Source organism: uncultured Brevundimonas sp. (assembly GCF_947305955.1).
In the GTDB taxonomy this organism is placed as follows: domain Bacteria; phylum Pseudomonadota; class Alphaproteobacteria; order Caulobacterales; family Caulobacteraceae; genus Brevundimonas.
On the sequence record NZ_CAMZFB010000044.1, the window covers coordinates 1 to 13,516 of the forward strand.

Genomic DNA, 13,516 nt, shown 5'->3' on the forward strand with positions numbered 1-13,516 from the left:
CGACTGCCATCGTCTATTTCCGTCTACTTTGGATCACTCGCCGCCGCTCATCGGCCCGCAGCCGCTGCCTTCAGCATCCATTCGCCGGTGCGTATCCAAATGCGCCAGAACGGGCGGGTGTTGATTGCTGGGAAGGTCATCGTCTCACCCTCGGTATGTGGAAGCCCATCGGATTAGCTGGGCGGGATGGTGTGGCGTTCATGGCCGCGTGAGCAGCGTGACTTACCGACCGCAGCTTGGGCCGCTCGTTGGGGCCGCTTAGCTCGTAGCTTGAGCCATGCTCGTAGTATGGAGGCCAGTCGTCCTCGTAGTCGTCGCAATCGCAGGACTTGGCCATCTAATCTCTCCGAGTGTCCCAGTCGGAACTCAGATGGAGGTGGTGCCTTGGTTGACGCCGACAAGTCCGTCGGACACTCCGCCCGGAACGCCCTCGATGTCGTCCCAACCTTCGATTACGGTCTCGGTCGATTTCATGCCGCTCTCCGTGATGTTGCCGAGTGTCCCAGCCTTCCGCGTGTTATGCGCATCTCTGCGTGCGGGGCGCGTGGCCTTTCCGGCCTAAGGTCTGGTGGTGTCTGCCGCGCTCGGTTCCGGTCCAGAAAGGAGAGATCCCCGCGTAAGGTGGTTTCGCCGCCGCTCTCCCGCTTTGCAGCAAGTATCAGCCGAGGGGGAGGCTGTCGGGGGATTGCGCCGGGTGCGGCGGCGAGCTTGGTTGCGCGAGGCGGATTTGAACCGCCGACCTTCTGGTTATGAGCCAGACGAGCTACCGAACTGCTCTATCGCGCGAAAAGGTCCTCCACGCCGAAGCGCAGAGGGTGCCAACGGTAAACCGAAGGCGGGGGAGGGTGTTCTGCGAGGCAGGGCTTGATACCTGCTAGCAGATCAGAACCCGCAAGTGCGGATGACCACTGCCGCTTCGACCTCGCTCGATCTGAGACCTCTTCGCTGCGTGTCCATCCACGCCGCTCGCAGAATGAGTAACCCCTCCGATGCGCTTCCGTGGATAGGCGTGAGGGGTGTTGTTAACGTGTGCCCATGTCGGGCGAAATTGGCGAAGGTGGCAGGACTCGAACCCACTCCTACGGTTTTGGAGACCGTCGCTCTACCTGTTGAGCTACACCAACGAAAAGGCGGCGACCGAGGGGAACAGTCACCGCCTTGGGGTACGCTACAGGGGGAGGGGAGGGTAAAACGCTTACTGAACTGGTGGCCATGACTGCGCGGTAGCAAGCTGCACGCAGTCACCGATTTCTCGACTGGGCCATTTGCGGGGGACCAGCGGCACGCCGCCAGCGGGTAAAATCCCCGCCCGCTTTCGCGGAACTCAAACTGTGTGGGAGCTTCAGAACGCACAGTGTGCATCCTAGTGATTTACCCATATCCCAAATATTCGGTCTGGTCAACACCTAGTGCGCACAAAAAGTGAACCCTACGAGATGTTGTGCTGTGCGGCGTCAATGCGGTCTAGGAAGGCAGCGAAGTTCTTGCGGTTACTATCCATGCACTGCCATGTGTCGCTCATCAACGAGCAGCGCCCCTCACGGGCGTCGAGCAGGATTGCGTCTGACACTTTCAGCGCTTTCCGCAGCAACGCCACGGCATCGTCACGCTCCCTAACAGCGATGGCAACCCTCTCTAGGTCTTTGCGAGGATCGGGGTGGCTATCCATCAGGGCATCAATCTGACCCGCCATTTCCGCATATTGTCGCGCCAACCGCTCGTTCTCGACAAACAGGGCGAGGATACCTTGTGCTAGGGTGTACTCAGCACAAACCGGAAGCGAGTTCGACAGCACTTCCTCAGCCAGCCGCTTTAGCTTGTCGGTGTCGGTCATTGGTCGCGCTCCTCTGTCAGAAGATCATGGGTTACCTGCGCTGCGGCATAAAAGGCGTAGCAAAGAGCGTAGAGAAGGGACCACGCCAGAACGCAAGCATAGAGCGGACCAAACAAAATGGTCGCGCCGAGCCTCCTCACACCATCACCCATCACACCACCTCCTTCATACGGGCTAGGGCTTGGGTGGCAATCCAAACAGGAACTACCGACCTACCGGAGCCGATCTCCTCCAGCGCCTCCGTTGCGATCTTGAGCGCCTCGGCCTGTGCGCGGATCGTGGCGGCGGCTTCCTCATCAAAAAGAGCACCGCGACGATCCAGCCAATCAGCAATCTCACTCGGTGTCATGGTGTTGGTCATTGGTCGCTCTCTCCGCACCATTCCCGGTGCCATTTGATCGGCCCGTCGTCCTCGAAACCATCGACTTCGACTAGAAGCCAGTCACCCTCGATGCTGACGATGGTTCCTTGATGGTCGCCATTCTCGACAATATCACCGACCGTCATCACGCAGCCTCCTTCCGTTTCATCCGGCGAATGTCCGCCACGTTCTCTGCCATCGCCCTGACACGTGCGGTCTGGGCGGCTTCGTTACGCTCTCCGGTCACAGCCTGAACCGTTGCCCGCCACTGCTGGAGATAGGCCGCGCCTTCGTGCAGCAGGGCCGTCAGCAGCTTCAGGTCACGCGGGGGCAGGCGGTCGTCCACAAACTGGACGCGCTTGCTGGCCTCGATCTGCTGCTGGCCGATGTTCTGCCCTGGCGCCCCCTCGGTCGAAGCGCGGATATGGTCAGGGCGGCGCTCTGGGGTGTTGGCCCCTGCTGCCGTGGCCACGTCCTGCTCGTAGGCCCGAACCGCGTTGAAGGCGTCGAGCGAGATCCCGTCGCGCTCTAGCAGGAGCTGGAACACGTCGATCCGGCGAGCGCGGGTGATGTACGTCACCTTGCCCTTTTCATCGCGGGCCATCAGCACGTCGGCCTCGGCTCCGGTGGCCCTCAGCCGCTTGGCGTCCTGCTCTGCGGCTCGCTTGGCCAGACGGCGGGCCTCGGCCGCGGCCCAAACGCGCGCACGGTGCTTGCGGGTCCTTGCCGTAGCCATTAGGCGGCCTCCATCACTTGACCGAAGTAGTGCATGATCGAGTAGGCCTCGAACTCGCCGGACGGCCTGTCCTCGCTGATGATTGTGCAGACGTGCTGGAAGACGTGGACGCACTCGTGAACGACCGTCATCGCAAAGTCGCTCTTGGTCTTGTGCGCCTTCCTGTCGATGTAGAGAGCGACTGCTTGCTTGCCCTCTTTGTTCAGGATCGTGGCCGTGAAGCCCTTGGCGCTGAAGTCCGGCCACCCGTCCTCGGTCAGACCGCGCCACTCTTCCAGCGTACGGACCAGCCAAATATCGACGGGCAGGTATCCGGTATCGATACGCAGGGCTTCGGTCATGCCGTACGCCCCTGAAGCTGGGTCATCGCATCGGCGGTGAAGTACGGCGGTTCCTTGAGCTTGACGCCATGCGAGCGGATGACGCCCATCGCGGCGGCGTTGTCCTTCAGCCGCTCCCAAGCGATGTGGGTGCGCGGCAGGAGGACCCCGCGATACAGCTCGGCACCGGACAGGTAGCTATCGGCAAACTCCTCAGACACCGCCTTGGCCATGGCTTGGTAGAAATCGTAATCGACGGTCACTGGCAGGTTAGGCATCTTCGGCCTCCAACATTGCTCGGCGTTTAGCTTGGAGTTCAGCGCTCATGGCGGACGGCGCGGCGGGCGGGGCGTTGGCTTGGCGGGGCTTGCAGGGGGCGTAGGAACCCTCGCGGAGCTTGGCGAAGCTCTTGGGCTGGCAGACGAAGTCCAGATCGGCCCGCCATCCACGGTCGTTCTCGCCACGGCACATGGGGCTGGCCTCCACCGCAGCCAGAGCCTCCATCCACCCTTCGATCCCCGCGCTGGTCAGGCGGGCCCTGATGTGGGTCCGGCGCGTGTCTGTCAGGTCTTTGGCCACCGGTAGGCGCAGACGGGCAGCAAGCTGGTTCCAGAGATCAAAAGCCTCCCGAACGGGAAGAGGGTCAGGCTTCGGCTGACACTCACCTTTAGGTGAGTAACTATTATCTGGTTCTGGTTCTGAAGAATGGCATGGCAAATCGCTGGCATTTGCCACACGCGCCTTGTTATCTTTCAATGCCTTAGCCTCACCACCTCGGGTTCCAGCTTCGGCGCGTTTGATCGACTTTTCTGACGCTTTTTTGAGTTCAAACATCAGCCTTTTGTTGGTGATGCTCTCGCCATCGACCTCGAAAAACTCCAGAACGTCAGCCTTGATTTTCGCCCAGCGAGAGGCTGTCGCACCCACGATGCGAGCCAGCTTCTTGTCGCAGTTCGGCAGCCGTCCCTCGGCACGCCACATGGTCATCAGCAGCAGCAGATACGCGCCGTGCTGTTCCGTGGTCAGGTGCCGAGTGTCGCCCAAGTAGTCGGCGACGTAGAGCTGCATGAAGGGCTGGCTCATGGTCAGGCAGCCTCTTCGGAACTGAAGCCGCGAAGGGTGGCCAGACGCTGGTATTGGCGCGACAGGTCCGAGTACAGGCGCGAGATATTGCGCTCGACTTCAGTGACCTGGTCGTGACACTCCAGCGCGACCTGCTTTTTGGCCTCGGCTTGGCGCTTGACGACGATCCCGATGACGTCCTGCAGGTGGCGCTCAACGGCATCAACCACGCCCGCAAACTCTCGATCCGCAACGATCCGGTCCATGACGGCGTTGACGCCGTGAATGATGGTGGTGTGGTCGCGGCCACCGAAAAGACGACCGATGGCGGGGTAGCTCAGGTGAGTGCAGTATTGGCGGGCCATGTACATCGCGATCTGGCGCGGGACCGAAACCCTGCGGTCTCGGCGCACGCTGCACAGGTCGTCCATGGTGAGACCGAAATGGCCTGCAACGGCGGTCCCAACGAGTTGTCCGGTGATGCGCGTCATGCCGCCACCCCCAGCAGACCGAACAGATCGGTCGGGCCGTCCTCCGCAAAGCGGCGGGCAGGGTTGCGGTGGGTCAGGTCGCGGTCTTCCGGATAGCGGATGATCGAGGCCGACATGACGAAGTGCGTCTTGCAATAGCTGGTCATCGTGCCAGCGGGGCGCGTCGTGGTCGGAGCACCGCAGCAGTGCATGTCACGGGTGTTGTCCGCGTCCACGGGCCAAGCGCACTGGTTCCAGCGACGATCCAGCAGAGGGACGGCGGTGACCGGACGCTCGACCGCAAAGCCTTCGATGGCCTGCTGGTGGATCGACTTCGGCTTAACCGCCTTGGCCCTTTCCTTCTCGGCCTTGATCCGCTCCCGCTCGGCTTGGTGCTCCTTGCGAGCTTGGGCCTTGGCGGCGTTCTTGGTGGCCTTGGCACGACGTTGTTGCTCGCGGTCGATCAGGCGCTGGCGTTGCTCCGGTGTCAGGATTTTGAGACGGCGGGCGGCTTTCAGCTTGTCCTTGTACGAAACTGCGCGGGCCGGAAGCATCAGGCGGGCAGCCCGACCGATGACCGAGTTGCGCGAGCGATGACAACCGATGCTGGCGAAGTAGCGCGAGATTTCGGTAGCTGACAGGCCGTCTTCCCACTTCTGGGTCAGAACGGTGTCCTCGTCAGTCGTCCACGGTACGTGTTGGTTCCCCATGTTCATTTCCCCTCGATTGTGATTTGAAGGCACGGGACGCTGCCGTAGCGCTTGGCGGCGTCGATGGTGGTGATGGCGCTGTCGTCGTGGAAAACGACCCCGTTGCAGCCGTCACCGATGGCCTTGATGATGTTGTCGGCGTCGGGCTTCTTAGTCGGCTGGATCACGCCCGACAGCATGGCTTCCAGCTTCTTCTTGCTGATGCTCTTGGGCGGGCAGAACACGGCCACGGCGGTCAGCTTCAGCGGCCCTTCAAGCAGCGGCTGGCCCTTCATCGCCTCGTGCGCCATGTGGGCAATCAGGCCCTCGTAGGCGACGGTCTTGGCGGGCGTGTAGGTGCCGAACTTGCCTGTGCGGTGACGGCCCTTGCCTTGTGGGTCGCCCGGTACGACAAAGGACACCGAGCGCATCACACACCGCCTTTCAGCGCGGCATGAGTGCGGCGAGCGCGTTCAGCCGTGATCTCGCGGGTGGGCTTGTGAGCCTTGCGGGCCGCTTCCAGCTTGGCGCGGGTCATGGCCTGCTCACGCTTCCATGCTCGGCGGGCTTGGCGGGCCATCAGGGCCTTGTGTCCCTTGTCCATGAGGTAGGCCAGGGCGATGGTGAAGGGGGTCACTTGCCCGCCTCCACCACGAACGTCTGGCTGTCGTCAAAAAGGCCATCACGCAGCGAGACAAGTCGCCCCTCGGCAATCAGGCGCTCGCAGGTTTCACGGTGCAGGACGCGACCTGAGGGAAGGTTAAAATAGCTCCCGTTGGATGCTTCTTGGCACATCGTTTTGTGCAGGTGTCCGTGTGCGCGGACCTGAGCCAGTAGCTTGTCTTCGGTCTTGGCGCGGGCTTTCAGCGCGGCTCGCTGCTTGCGGGCCTCCGCCTTCTCTTCGCTTGTTAGGCAAGAAGTCGTCAGGGATGCACTGTCTGCAATAGTGCTTATCGTGCGGGCTTCTGTTCCGATGCCCCCAAGCCCAGAAACTGAATGGAGCGGGTTGGCCGCATCTGCATGTTGGGAGTTCGTGGCGCACATCACTTCACCTCCCCACGGAACGAGACAACCTTGGCATCACGCGAGGGCAGGGCGCGGCGGGCTTCGGAAAGCTCCCTCTCGACCACATCCATCGCTTGGTGCAGGACTTCAGGAGCCACGCTGCCGTTCTGATGCTCGATGACCTTGGCCACCGCGTCGGCAGCGGCGCGGACAACGTCGTTGGCCTCTGCGATAGCGCAGGCGTTCGCGTTGCCTGTAGCGGGCTCGGAAATGCTGGCCAGACCGGCAAACACGATGCTCCGGCCCAAAGCGGCTTCCAGAGCGAACACATACTCCCAGCGCGGCAACACGCTTGCGTTCTCGGGATTGCGGCTGGCCATCTGCCCGATGTACTGTCGGGCGACACCGCACTCGGCGGCTGCGGCTTCCTGACCCCCGAACTCTTTGACCAGTCGGCCAAACAGGATCTTCAGGATTTGCGGGCTGAACTCGGGAACTGTTCTCTCTTCGTTCATTGCGCTTTTCTCCCGTTGCGCAAGATGACTGCTGCGGACCCACGACCTAGGGTTGCGGCATGGAAAGCAACGTCATCTGGGTGGATTTTAGAAAGGGCAGGGGACACGCCATCGACTGGCTGGCACTGGCCCAAGGCTGCGAAGAGCAGGCCGTTACGGCTTCCAGTGAGGCCGTGCGCGACGCGCTGCTGCGGATCGCCAAGGCCTACAGAGCCAAGGTGCGCCCTGACGCCTGCTCTCTGAATGGCTAGTCCCCCGCAGCGCATGGGATCAGGCCGCCTTGCCGCTGACAGACGACCACTTTTCTATGGCCATGAGGTCGCTCAATCGCACCTTCGGATAGGCCAGCATGATTTCCGGCCAAGCGCTGCGCGGAAGACGGTTTCGGTGTCGCCAAAGCGCAACCGCTCCGGCGCTGTAGCCCGTGGCCTGAGCGACAGCGGCATTGCCACCGCACTCGTCAATGAACCGAGATACTTCCTGTGTCATGCCCAATGATTACCATTAGTAATCAATCAGCGCAAGATGAAAGATTACTCGCAGGAAGCTTTCCGCATGTAATCTTCGTCCCCATGGACACGCAATGGGCATTGGCCGAAGAGGGTTGGGAGCGCCTTAAGTGGGCTCGCCAGTATGCCAAGTTTGATACCGCTACAGCCGCTGCGGAGAGCCTTGGTATGCGAAAAGACACATATACGGCCTATGAACGTGCCCCCGGCTCGTCCAAGCACACACCCCTCGATCACCAGATGGCAATCAAGTGCGGTCGCAAGTTCAAGGTGAGCTGGACGTGGCTTCTGGTCGGTGAAGGCACACCCTTCGACCGCCCTTCCAATGAACACCAGCAGCGTGTCATCAGCGCCATGAATGAGGTTCCTGAAGACCGGCAAGCCGCCGTGGCGGACGCCATAAAGGTCTTGATTAGCAGTGCCGCTTGAAGACATTCACTCGAGACTATCAACGCTAGGGGAAGCGTATGATCTGGATAATAGCCGCACTTATGCAAACTGCAGTGCCTGCCGAACACGTTGAGGCATATTCGCGGATGGATACTGTCTCTTCATATCCAGCAAGCGCAGGAAACTGCACAATGCTAGGATACACAGCATCCGACAACTTTCCTTATGTGCTTGCTGAACGCGCAATAGCTGAAGCCAAGCTGTCAGGTGTCGACGAAGAAACGGCCGGCTCATGGGCATCAGAAGGCGTCAAGCGTCATGTAGCCTCTTTTCGACGTGATTTGAGGGAAGCTCAATCTGGCAATACAGAGGCAGAGATAGCAGCATCAGTTAGAGCGGTGTTCGACATCCTGTCATCCAAATGTGAGACCGTGGCTGCCGACCCTATTTCTCGAGGCATTTTTTCCGCCGGAACGCCAGAAGCCATGCGAGAAGCCAGGGCCGCCCTTGAGGACCCATTGCTGGCAGGGGTAGGCGCGGCCAGTTGGCAAACACCTGCGATTTGGGCACGCGGTGAACTGCTGATGGGTTTAGGCGTCTGCAAAAATCGCCTGTCCCGTGAGGACCACGACCATCTGTTGGCAGAACACCTCCCCGCTTCATCAGACACATCTCCTGCGGGACGCTGGATGGCGGGTCAGTATGTTGAGGGCATCCGCAGCTCAGCGGATATGGATCTCGATGCAACCCAGTGCGGACGGCTCCTGTCTGGCCGCATAGGCGCATTGAATGATGCAAGCCAATAAGCACCGCATCATCGGTCGCATCCGCTGGATTACGCGGCGGGCTTAAGGTGTTCGCGCGTACAGGTACTGAGGGTTAAAGGCATTCACGGGGGAACGGCGTGGGTATGATCAGCAAAGACGCTGCGACGGTTTGGGACGGGACGTTTAAAACAGTCGAGGAAGATGCGGCCAGATTTCTTCCGCCCGATACGCCCGAAGCGCGGGAGTTTATGTTCTCACTTGGGCGTGCGCTCATGGGCTGGAATATGCTGGAAGGCGCTCTTCGGCAGTTACTTGAAGTGCTTGCAGACATGGATGGTGGTTGTGGGCGGGCGACATTCCTCGCACTTACAGCAGAGACCAATACCTTCGGGATCGAGAGCGCGGTTAACGGACTAATGAAGGTCGTGCTGCGCGGTGAGAAACTCAGCGATGCAAAATTTGCCGTCGATCAAGTTACTCGTTTGCGCGACTACCGCAATTTTTACATCCATAGCGTGAGCCATCTCGCCCGCCACGAGGGATTGACGGTTGCGCCATCGCTCACGTGGTCGGCCAAGCATGGTAATATCAAGCACCACACGGCGCAGATTACGGCACGTGACCTAGATAAACTTGCTCAATGGTCTTCTGAGCAATCCGCATTTATCAAGGCGCTGATTGATTATTGGCACCCCCTCGAAATCAACGGATTGGTGCCGCCGCGACCAAATCGTCCTGAAACCGTGCCGAAGCTCCCGAAAACGTATCGCGATGTCACAAGCTATGCGTTTGGAGATCCGACAAAGAGATCGTGCTAAGAGGATTTTGCTCAAACCAACCCGGCTCTTCGAAATATACGTCAGCGCCGTTGTGGTCACCCGATGCGCGTATACTTTGGAGCTGAACATCACCGTTGATGATCACGGCGCGGTATCCGTCAGTCAGCTCTTCGTCGGAAATGTTCCGGTGTTCTGGCTGTCTAGCGAGTTTGATTACCAGTGCCTGATAACGCTCAACAATCTCGATAGCTTCAGCTTCGGTCATGGCGGAACATTACACTAGGATTTAATTCCTGTGAATCCCCTGCTGCGCCACCCTAACCGGCGGGGTTTTTTATGCGACCTGAGCGGTCTGGCGCTCTTCGTCCGGTTTCGACATATCTCCGAATGTCGCAATGAGCTGCGGTTCTTCCCATAGATTGAAAACTGGGCAGCCACTGACCTTATATACAGCGCAGGCTGAACCGCGCTTTGCCGTCTCCATGGCCCAGAGAAATGCCTCGGCCATCTTGCCGAACTGTTGTCCCGCTCCAGACCCCTTGTTGCAGCGGGCAATATAGACTTCCACAACAGCCAAATCGATTTCACTCCCTCGCTAACAATACGCTCAAGCATGGCGACGGGTGATGCAATAATCCAGTGAGGCCGCACCGCCCTGCGTCCGGATTTGACGCACCAGAACCTGACCAAACTGCCTTATGTGATTACCGACTGTAAGTTTTTGCTTGCATGTTCGATTACTAGTGGTAATCTCTCCCTATCGAACAAGGGAGGCCGACATGGCTCAGTTGCCTGCAGAGTTTGAAAAGGTAGCCGCCGCTCAGCGCGAAATGGTGCTGGCCGCTCAGGCTGCTTCTGACGCCGTTCTGGCCGCTCTCATTGAGGAGCGCCGCTAATGGCAACCGCAGCTTACAAACTTCGCGAGGCGATCAGCGACTACCGCGCCGCTTTCCGCGACCAGTACGAGTGGCATCAAGCTTCCAGCGACCAGGCCGACGCAGAGATTGCCAAGCTGATCCAGCTCGGCACCGAGACGGTTCGCTTTGCTGAGCAGTTCCACGGCACGGACACCAAGGCCTTGCTGGCAAGCTGCGAAGTCATCACCGACGAACTGGCGACCGACCTTCATGCAGATGGCCTCTATCGCGAAGCTGCTGCCGTCGCCGCTTGGGCCTCTGCCGCCGAAGTCGAACGCCTGACCGCAGCCCCGAAGCAGGAGGCCGCGTGATGGGTGAGAGCAAGCCTCACTTCTGGTCCGAGGCCGACATCATCATGTCGGAGACCGCGACCCTCACCATTACCCAAGCGCGGAAGATGGCTGACTGCCTTCACCGCGACATCGCCAACCCTCGCTCCCGCCGCATGGGTCAGGAAGCACTCGATTGCTACCGCGATCTGATGCCCGCGATCTGGGACGCCGAGGCCTTCCACCAAAACCAGTTGGAGCAAGCAGCATGAGCCGCGTTCTCGAACTTCTGGACACCCCGCGCCCCGAGCATGATGCCGTGATTGAGCGCCTTCGTGAACTGGCTTGCCGCCCGCGCATGCCTGACCCTCGCGTGGCTCCGTTTGACCCGTCACCGGCCACCCGCCGCAAACTTGGAGACTTAGCCAAGGGCTTGCTCCTGCTGGCTGCGATCATCGGAATGTGGGTTCTCGCTGCAATGGTAGGTGCGTGATGACCGACACTTCTACCGCGCCATGGTGGTTCAGCGACAACGGCGAGGATTTTAATGGGCCTTACGGCACGCGAGACGAAGCGCTCGAAGCTGCTCGCGAGGACGAACTGGAGTTCGCTTCACTCGTTCAAGCCTATCCCGGTTTTTCGGCCTGCCGCTATATCCCGTCCGCGGCTCGGCTTGTTGAGGACGCCGTCGATGCTGCTTGCGACGATGGTTACATGGGTGAGGACGGTCCGCCAGAATATGGAGGCACGGCGTTCGTTGCTGCATGCAGCGAGCTTGATGCTTTCATCAAGGATTGGATCAAGCGCCACGAGGACACCCTCCCGCGCACTTGGCGACTGAGGATAGTCGGCCCCCAAGAAGACGGCGTGCCAACGGCGGTGGCCGCATGACCCACCAACCCCTTTCATCCACCAGCAAACCCTGCGCTGCTTCTGGCAGCGTGGGGGAGGTGGATAGCTACACCTTCCGCGCACCGAGGCATGAAGACCTTGCCCGCTGCCCGTTCTGCCCCAACGCCATGCTGAACCGTCTGCGCTGTGAGTACTGCGGCGGCGAGGGCGTGGTCTTCAAAGGAACCGTCCAATGACCGAAGCCACAATCGAAACCATGTCGCCGGTCACGTTCACTGGCAACGTTGCCGAGTTCGCAAAGGCGTTCGTCGCCGCCCAGATGGCCACCGAGGCCGTCAAAAAGGCTGCATCGAACCCTCACTTCAAGTCGAAGTATGCCGATCTGGCCGAGGTCGTGGAAGCCACGGTTCCGGCGCTGAACGCCAACGGCATCGCCGTCATGCAAAGCCCAGGCTACGACAATGGCTTGGTTAGCATCACTACCGTCCTCATTCACGAGAGCGGCGCGACGGCCACCGGAACGCTGCGGCTGAACCCGACCAAGGCGGACCCGCAGGGCATTGGCTCAGCCATCACCTATGGTCGCCGTTACGCTCTGCTGGCCATGACGGGCGCGGCACCGGAGGACGATGACGGCAATGCCGCCAGCGGCCCGCGTGAGCCAAAGCAGCAACCCAAGCCCACGCCGCCAGTGCAAACGCTGGAGCAACGTCGGGACGCGGCTATCGAAGCCCTCAAGGGGGCCGACACGCCCGCCAAGGTAGAGCGCCTGTTCAACCTGACGACCGAACTTCGCGCTGAGTTGGACGCCAAAGACCCCGAAGGCCTGAGCCTGCTGATGGACGCCATCGAGCAGCGCCGTGACGAGCTGGACCAGAAGGAAGCTGCCTGATGGAACAGCGCACCTCTGAATGGCACCTCGCTCGGCTTGGCAAGGTCACGGCCTCCCGCGTCGTTGACGTGATGGCCAAGACCAAGACCGGACCATCGGCCAGCCGCGCCAACTATGCCGCGCAACTGCTGACCGAGCGCCTGACCGGACTGCCGACCGAAGGTTTCACCAATGCCGCGATGGCATGGGGCACCGAGAAAGAGCCGGAAGCCCGCGATGCTTACGCTGCTCTGGTCGGCTTTGCGGTGCAGGAGGTCGGCTTCGTGGATCACCCCACCATCAGCATGGCGGGAGCGTCCCCTGACGGCCTGGTCGGTGACTTCGGGCTTGTCGAGATCAAGTGTCCCAATACGGCGACCCACCTCGACACCCTGCTGTCGGGCAAGCCTGCGGGCAAGTACGTCACCCAGATGCAGTGGCAGATGGCCTGCACGGGTCGGGACTGGTGCGACTTCGCCAGCTACGACCCGCGCCTGCCGGAACACCTGCGCCTGTTCGTGACCCGTATCGAGCGGGACGACGAAGCCATTGAGGCGATGGAGACCGAAGTGGTCGCGTTCCTCGCTGAGCTGGACGCCCGCATTTCCGAACTCAACCAGCGCTACGGCGCAATGAAGGAGGCCGCTTGATGGTGCCTGACTTTAAGCCATTCATCGTCGCCCGCCGCGTGTCGGTGGCGGTGGACGAGAGCAAGTTCACCGAGGAGTTCCTGAGCGAGTATCGCAAAGACTTCTACCCCTTCCAAACGATTGATGACCATCGCGAGCACCTGGCGATCCTTTACGCGCGGGGCGTTCTCACCGGCTGGCGTGATGAGTTCATTGAGGGTTACGGCCCCGCGTCCGAAATGGGCATCACCTTCATGGACGACGGTTCCGAGGTCGTGGAGCAAGCCGCATGACCGAAGCTGTAGCAGCAAACCGCATCCGCGCCATCATCGAACGGGTGGAGCGCATTGAGGCCGACGAAGCCGCTCTGCGCGAGGACAAGAAGGAAGTCTACGCCGAGGCCAAGGGCGACGGGCTGGACGTAAAGGCGCTCAAGGCCATCGTCCGCATCCGCAAGCAGGACCGCGCCAAGCGCCAGGAAGAGGAAGCCATCCTTGACCTGTATCTGGCGGCTCTGGGGGAGGTGTGAGTTGAGGCAACA

At 60.6% G+C, this 13,516-nt stretch carries 30 protein-coding genes and 1 tRNA gene; 14 read left to right on the forward strand and 17 right to left on the reverse strand.

All coding sequences use genetic code 11. From position 1 onward, the window contains the following. Positions 1 to 212 (forward strand): hypothetical protein (locus tag Q0Y42_RS10980; RefSeq protein ID WP_297803643.1); only part of this gene is annotated, 212 nt, incomplete at its 5' end. Positions 213 to 709: 497 nt separating this feature from the next. Here Q0Y42_RS10980 and Q0Y42_RS10985 read toward each other — a convergent pair. The 14 genes from Q0Y42_RS10985 to Q0Y42_RS11050 form a co-directional block, all read right to left on the reverse strand. Next, positions 710 to 786: transfer RNA gene (locus tag Q0Y42_RS10985), tRNA-Met, on the reverse strand. Between the two features lie 643 nt (positions 787 to 1,429). Further along, the gene (locus Q0Y42_RS10990; RefSeq protein WP_297803645.1) at positions 1,430 to 1,834 is read right to left on the reverse strand and encodes a hypothetical protein; all 405 of its coding nucleotides are present in this window, start codon (positions 1,832 to 1,834) and stop codon (positions 1,430 to 1,432) included. A 151-nt stretch (positions 1,835 to 1,985) separates the two neighbouring features. Continuing rightward, the gene (locus Q0Y42_RS10995; protein WP_297803647.1) at positions 1,986 to 2,195 is read right to left on the reverse strand and encodes a hypothetical protein; all 210 of its coding nucleotides are present in this window, start codon (positions 2,193 to 2,195) and stop codon (positions 1,986 to 1,988) included. Next, positions 2,192 to 2,341 carry a hypothetical protein gene (locus Q0Y42_RS11000; protein ID WP_297803649.1) on the reverse strand — a complete coding sequence of 50 codons (150 nt, stop codon included), beginning with the start codon at positions 2,339 to 2,341 and terminating at the stop codon, positions 2,192 to 2,194. The genes Q0Y42_RS10995 and Q0Y42_RS11000 overlap by 4 nt, the downstream gene beginning before the upstream one ends. Beyond that, positions 2,341 to 2,931: a hypothetical protein gene (locus Q0Y42_RS11005; protein ID WP_297803651.1), complete on the reverse strand. Its 591-nt coding sequence runs from the start codon at positions 2,929 to 2,931 to the stop codon at positions 2,341 to 2,343. Before Q0Y42_RS11005 ends, Q0Y42_RS11000 begins: the two co-directional genes overlap by 1 nt. Further along, the gene (locus Q0Y42_RS11010; RefSeq protein ID WP_297803653.1) at positions 2,931 to 3,272 is read right to left on the reverse strand and encodes a hypothetical protein; all 342 of its coding nucleotides are present in this window, start codon (positions 3,270 to 3,272) and stop codon (positions 2,931 to 2,933) included. The genes Q0Y42_RS11005 and Q0Y42_RS11010 overlap by 1 nt, the downstream gene beginning before the upstream one ends. After that, entirely contained in the window at positions 3,269 to 3,529 is a 261-nt protein-coding gene (locus tag Q0Y42_RS11015) for a hypothetical protein (RefSeq protein ID WP_297803655.1), read from the reverse strand. Before Q0Y42_RS11015 ends, Q0Y42_RS11010 begins: the two co-directional genes overlap by 4 nt. Then, a complete protein-coding gene (locus tag Q0Y42_RS11020; RefSeq protein ID WP_297803657.1) occupies positions 3,522 to 4,334 on the reverse strand; it encodes a DUF1376 domain-containing protein in 813 nt (270 codons plus the stop codon). Before Q0Y42_RS11020 ends, Q0Y42_RS11015 begins: the two co-directional genes overlap by 8 nt. 2 nt (positions 4,335 to 4,336) lie before the next feature. Further along, the gene (locus Q0Y42_RS11025) at positions 4,337 to 4,804 is read right to left on the reverse strand and encodes a helix-turn-helix domain-containing protein (RefSeq protein WP_297803659.1); all 468 of its coding nucleotides are present in this window, start codon (positions 4,802 to 4,804) and stop codon (positions 4,337 to 4,339) included. Continuing rightward, positions 4,801 to 5,493: a GcrA family cell cycle regulator gene (locus Q0Y42_RS11030; protein ID WP_297803661.1), complete on the reverse strand. Its 693-nt coding sequence runs from the start codon at positions 5,491 to 5,493 to the stop codon at positions 4,801 to 4,803. Before Q0Y42_RS11030 ends, Q0Y42_RS11025 begins: the two co-directional genes overlap by 4 nt. Before the next feature lie 2 nt (positions 5,494 to 5,495). After that, positions 5,496 to 5,903 (reverse strand): RusA family crossover junction endodeoxyribonuclease, encoded by a 408-nt coding sequence (locus Q0Y42_RS11035; protein ID WP_297803664.1) that lies wholly within the window; start codon positions 5,901 to 5,903, stop codon positions 5,496 to 5,498. Continuing rightward, positions 5,903 to 6,109 carry a hypothetical protein gene (locus Q0Y42_RS11040; protein WP_297803666.1) on the reverse strand — a complete coding sequence of 69 codons (207 nt, stop codon included), beginning with the start codon at positions 6,107 to 6,109 and terminating at the stop codon, positions 5,903 to 5,905. Before Q0Y42_RS11040 ends, Q0Y42_RS11035 begins: the two co-directional genes overlap by 1 nt. Continuing rightward, entirely contained in the window at positions 6,106 to 6,516 is a 411-nt protein-coding gene (locus tag Q0Y42_RS11045; protein ID WP_297803668.1) for a hypothetical protein, read from the reverse strand. The genes Q0Y42_RS11040 and Q0Y42_RS11045 overlap by 4 nt, the downstream gene beginning before the upstream one ends. After that, complete coding sequence (locus Q0Y42_RS11050; RefSeq protein WP_297803670.1) at positions 6,516 to 6,992, reverse strand: hypothetical protein; 477 nt, start codon at positions 6,990 to 6,992, stop codon at positions 6,516 to 6,518. The genes Q0Y42_RS11045 and Q0Y42_RS11050 overlap by 1 nt, the downstream gene beginning before the upstream one ends. A gap of 59 nt (positions 6,993 to 7,051) precedes the next feature. On the opposite strand from Q0Y42_RS11050, the gene Q0Y42_RS11055 reads away from it, so the two are divergent. Continuing rightward, positions 7,052 to 7,243, forward strand: a complete 192-nt coding sequence (locus Q0Y42_RS11055) for a hypothetical protein (RefSeq protein WP_297803672.1) — start codon at positions 7,052 to 7,054, stop codon at positions 7,241 to 7,243. A 19-nt stretch (positions 7,244 to 7,262) separates the two neighbouring features. On the opposite strand, the gene Q0Y42_RS14085 is transcribed toward Q0Y42_RS11055, so the two are convergent. Further along, positions 7,263 to 7,481 (reverse strand): carph-isopro domain-containing protein, encoded by a 219-nt coding sequence (locus Q0Y42_RS14085; protein WP_366108359.1) that lies wholly within the window; start codon positions 7,479 to 7,481, stop codon positions 7,263 to 7,265. A gap of 5 nt (positions 7,482 to 7,486) precedes the next feature. On the opposite strand from Q0Y42_RS14085, the gene Q0Y42_RS11060 reads away from it, so the two are divergent. The 3 genes from Q0Y42_RS11060 (at position 7,487) to Q0Y42_RS11070 (ending at position 9,476) form a co-directional block, all read left to right on the forward strand. Continuing rightward, positions 7,487 to 7,930 (forward strand): hypothetical protein, encoded by a 444-nt coding sequence (locus Q0Y42_RS11060; RefSeq protein WP_297803674.1) that lies wholly within the window; start codon positions 7,487 to 7,489, stop codon positions 7,928 to 7,930. Between the two features lie 38 nt (positions 7,931 to 7,968). Next, positions 7,969 to 8,697: a hypothetical protein gene (locus Q0Y42_RS11065; protein ID WP_297803676.1), complete on the forward strand. Its 729-nt coding sequence runs from the start codon at positions 7,969 to 7,971 to the stop codon at positions 8,695 to 8,697. Positions 8,698 to 8,801: 104 nt separating this feature from the next. After that, positions 8,802 to 9,476: a hypothetical protein gene (locus Q0Y42_RS11070; protein WP_297803678.1), complete on the forward strand. Its 675-nt coding sequence runs from the start codon at positions 8,802 to 8,804 to the stop codon at positions 9,474 to 9,476. Here Q0Y42_RS11070 and Q0Y42_RS11075 read toward each other — a convergent pair. Then, a complete protein-coding gene (locus Q0Y42_RS11075; protein WP_297803680.1) occupies positions 9,433 to 9,702 on the reverse strand; it encodes a hypothetical protein in 270 nt (89 codons plus the stop codon). The two genes, Q0Y42_RS11070 and Q0Y42_RS11075, sit on opposite strands and share 44 nt — an antisense overlap. A gap of 69 nt (positions 9,703 to 9,771) precedes the next feature. After that, positions 9,772 to 10,014, reverse strand: a complete 243-nt coding sequence (locus Q0Y42_RS11080) for a hypothetical protein (protein ID WP_297803682.1) — start codon at positions 10,012 to 10,014, stop codon at positions 9,772 to 9,774. Positions 10,015 to 10,332: 318 nt separating this feature from the next. Between Q0Y42_RS11080 and Q0Y42_RS11085 the strand changes: the two genes are divergently transcribed. The 9 genes from Q0Y42_RS11085 to Q0Y42_RS11125 are packed head-to-tail and all read left to right on the forward strand — an operon-like array spanning position 10,333 to position 13,504. Beyond that, the gene (locus Q0Y42_RS11085) at positions 10,333 to 10,665 is read left to right on the forward strand and encodes a hypothetical protein (RefSeq protein WP_297803684.1); all 333 of its coding nucleotides are present in this window, start codon (positions 10,333 to 10,335) and stop codon (positions 10,663 to 10,665) included. Next, positions 10,665 to 10,895 (forward strand): hypothetical protein, encoded by a 231-nt coding sequence (locus Q0Y42_RS11090; protein WP_297803686.1) that lies wholly within the window; start codon positions 10,665 to 10,667, stop codon positions 10,893 to 10,895. The genes Q0Y42_RS11085 and Q0Y42_RS11090 overlap by 1 nt, the downstream gene beginning before the upstream one ends. Next, positions 10,892 to 11,116 (forward strand): hypothetical protein, encoded by a 225-nt coding sequence (locus Q0Y42_RS11095; protein WP_297803688.1) that lies wholly within the window; start codon positions 10,892 to 10,894, stop codon positions 11,114 to 11,116. Before Q0Y42_RS11090 ends, Q0Y42_RS11095 begins: the two co-directional genes overlap by 4 nt. After that, a complete protein-coding gene (locus tag Q0Y42_RS11100) occupies positions 11,116 to 11,514 on the forward strand; it encodes a hypothetical protein (protein ID WP_297803690.1) in 399 nt (132 codons plus the stop codon). The genes Q0Y42_RS11095 and Q0Y42_RS11100 overlap by 1 nt, the downstream gene beginning before the upstream one ends. Then, positions 11,511 to 11,711: a hypothetical protein gene (locus tag Q0Y42_RS11105; RefSeq protein WP_297803692.1), complete on the forward strand. Its 201-nt coding sequence runs from the start codon at positions 11,511 to 11,513 to the stop codon at positions 11,709 to 11,711. Before Q0Y42_RS11100 ends, Q0Y42_RS11105 begins: the two co-directional genes overlap by 4 nt. Next, entirely contained in the window at positions 11,708 to 12,367 is a 660-nt protein-coding gene (locus Q0Y42_RS11110) for an ERF family protein (RefSeq protein WP_297803694.1), read from the forward strand. The genes Q0Y42_RS11105 and Q0Y42_RS11110 overlap by 4 nt, the downstream gene beginning before the upstream one ends. Continuing rightward, positions 12,367 to 12,996, forward strand: a complete 630-nt coding sequence (locus Q0Y42_RS11115) for a lambda exonuclease family protein (protein ID WP_297803697.1) — start codon at positions 12,367 to 12,369, stop codon at positions 12,994 to 12,996. Before Q0Y42_RS11110 ends, Q0Y42_RS11115 begins: the two co-directional genes overlap by 1 nt. Further along, positions 12,996 to 13,268 carry a hypothetical protein gene (locus Q0Y42_RS11120; RefSeq protein WP_297803699.1) on the forward strand — a complete coding sequence of 91 codons (273 nt, stop codon included), beginning with the start codon at positions 12,996 to 12,998 and terminating at the stop codon, positions 13,266 to 13,268. The genes Q0Y42_RS11115 and Q0Y42_RS11120 overlap by 1 nt, the downstream gene beginning before the upstream one ends. Next, complete coding sequence (locus tag Q0Y42_RS11125) at positions 13,265 to 13,504, forward strand: DUF2312 domain-containing protein (protein WP_297803701.1); 240 nt, start codon at positions 13,265 to 13,267, stop codon at positions 13,502 to 13,504. Before Q0Y42_RS11120 ends, Q0Y42_RS11125 begins: the two co-directional genes overlap by 4 nt. The last annotated feature ends 12 nt before the right edge of the window (positions 13,505 to 13,516 follow it).

Coding starts and splice junctions, on each gene's coding strand:
- Q0Y42_RS10990 (WP_297803645.1), bottom strand. CDS start 1,834: ATGACCGACACCGACAAGCTAAAGCGGCTGGCTGAGGAAGTGCTGTCG.
- Q0Y42_RS10995 (WP_297803647.1), bottom strand. CDS start 2,195: ATGACCAACACCATGACACCGAGTGAGATTGCTGATTGGCTGGATCGT.
- Q0Y42_RS11000 (WP_297803649.1), bottom strand. CDS start 2,341: ATGACGGTCGGTGATATTGTCGAGAATGGCGACCATCAAGGAACCATC.
- Q0Y42_RS11005 (WP_297803651.1), bottom strand. CDS start 2,931: ATGGCTACGGCAAGGACCCGCAAGCACCGTGCGCGCGTTTGGGCCGCG.
- Q0Y42_RS11010 (WP_297803653.1), bottom strand. CDS start 3,272: ATGACCGAAGCCCTGCGTATCGATACCGGATACCTGCCCGTCGATATT.
- Q0Y42_RS11015 (WP_297803655.1), bottom strand. CDS start 3,529: ATGCCTAACCTGCCAGTGACCGTCGATTACGATTTCTACCAAGCCATG.
- Q0Y42_RS11020 (WP_297803657.1), bottom strand. CDS start 4,334: ATGAGCCAGCCCTTCATGCAGCTCTACGTCGCCGACTACTTGGGCGAC.
- Q0Y42_RS11025 (WP_297803659.1), bottom strand. CDS start 4,804: ATGACGCGCATCACCGGACAACTCGTTGGGACCGCCGTTGCAGGCCAT.
- Q0Y42_RS11030 (WP_297803661.1), bottom strand. CDS start 5,493: ATGGGGAACCAACACGTACCGTGGACGACTGACGAGGACACCGTTCTG.
- Q0Y42_RS11035 (WP_297803664.1), bottom strand. CDS start 5,903: ATGCGCTCGGTGTCCTTTGTCGTACCGGGCGACCCACAAGGCAAGGGC.
- Q0Y42_RS11045 (WP_297803668.1), bottom strand. CDS start 6,516: ATGTGCGCCACGAACTCCCAACATGCAGATGCGGCCAACCCGCTCCAT.
- Q0Y42_RS11050 (WP_297803670.1), bottom strand. CDS start 6,992: ATGAACGAAGAGAGAACAGTTCCCGAGTTCAGCCCGCAAATCCTGAAG.
- Q0Y42_RS11055 (WP_297803672.1), top strand. CDS start 7,052: ATGGAAAGCAACGTCATCTGGGTGGATTTTAGAAAGGGCAGGGGACAC.
- Q0Y42_RS14085 (WP_366108359.1), bottom strand. CDS start 7,481: ATGACACAGGAAGTATCTCGGTTCATTGACGAGTGCGGTGGCAATGCC.
- Q0Y42_RS11060 (WP_297803674.1), top strand. CDS start 7,487: ATGATTACCATTAGTAATCAATCAGCGCAAGATGAAAGATTACTCGCA.
- Q0Y42_RS11065 (WP_297803676.1), top strand. CDS start 7,969: ATGATCTGGATAATAGCCGCACTTATGCAAACTGCAGTGCCTGCCGAA.
- Q0Y42_RS11070 (WP_297803678.1), top strand. CDS start 8,802: ATGATCAGCAAAGACGCTGCGACGGTTTGGGACGGGACGTTTAAAACA.
- Q0Y42_RS11075 (WP_297803680.1), bottom strand. CDS start 9,702: ATGACCGAAGCTGAAGCTATCGAGATTGTTGAGCGTTATCAGGCACTG.
- Q0Y42_RS11085 (WP_297803684.1), top strand. CDS start 10,333: ATGGCAACCGCAGCTTACAAACTTCGCGAGGCGATCAGCGACTACCGC.
- Q0Y42_RS11090 (WP_297803686.1), top strand. CDS start 10,665: ATGGGTGAGAGCAAGCCTCACTTCTGGTCCGAGGCCGACATCATCATG.
- Q0Y42_RS11095 (WP_297803688.1), top strand. CDS start 10,892: ATGAGCCGCGTTCTCGAACTTCTGGACACCCCGCGCCCCGAGCATGAT.
- Q0Y42_RS11100 (WP_297803690.1), top strand. CDS start 11,116: ATGACCGACACTTCTACCGCGCCATGGTGGTTCAGCGACAACGGCGAG.
- Q0Y42_RS11105 (WP_297803692.1), top strand. CDS start 11,511: ATGACCCACCAACCCCTTTCATCCACCAGCAAACCCTGCGCTGCTTCT.
- Q0Y42_RS11110 (WP_297803694.1), top strand. CDS start 11,708: ATGACCGAAGCCACAATCGAAACCATGTCGCCGGTCACGTTCACTGGC.
- Q0Y42_RS11115 (WP_297803697.1), top strand. CDS start 12,367: ATGGAACAGCGCACCTCTGAATGGCACCTCGCTCGGCTTGGCAAGGTC.
- Q0Y42_RS11120 (WP_297803699.1), top strand. CDS start 12,996: ATGGTGCCTGACTTTAAGCCATTCATCGTCGCCCGCCGCGTGTCGGTG.
- Q0Y42_RS11125 (WP_297803701.1), top strand. CDS start 13,265: ATGACCGAAGCTGTAGCAGCAAACCGCATCCGCGCCATCATCGAACGG.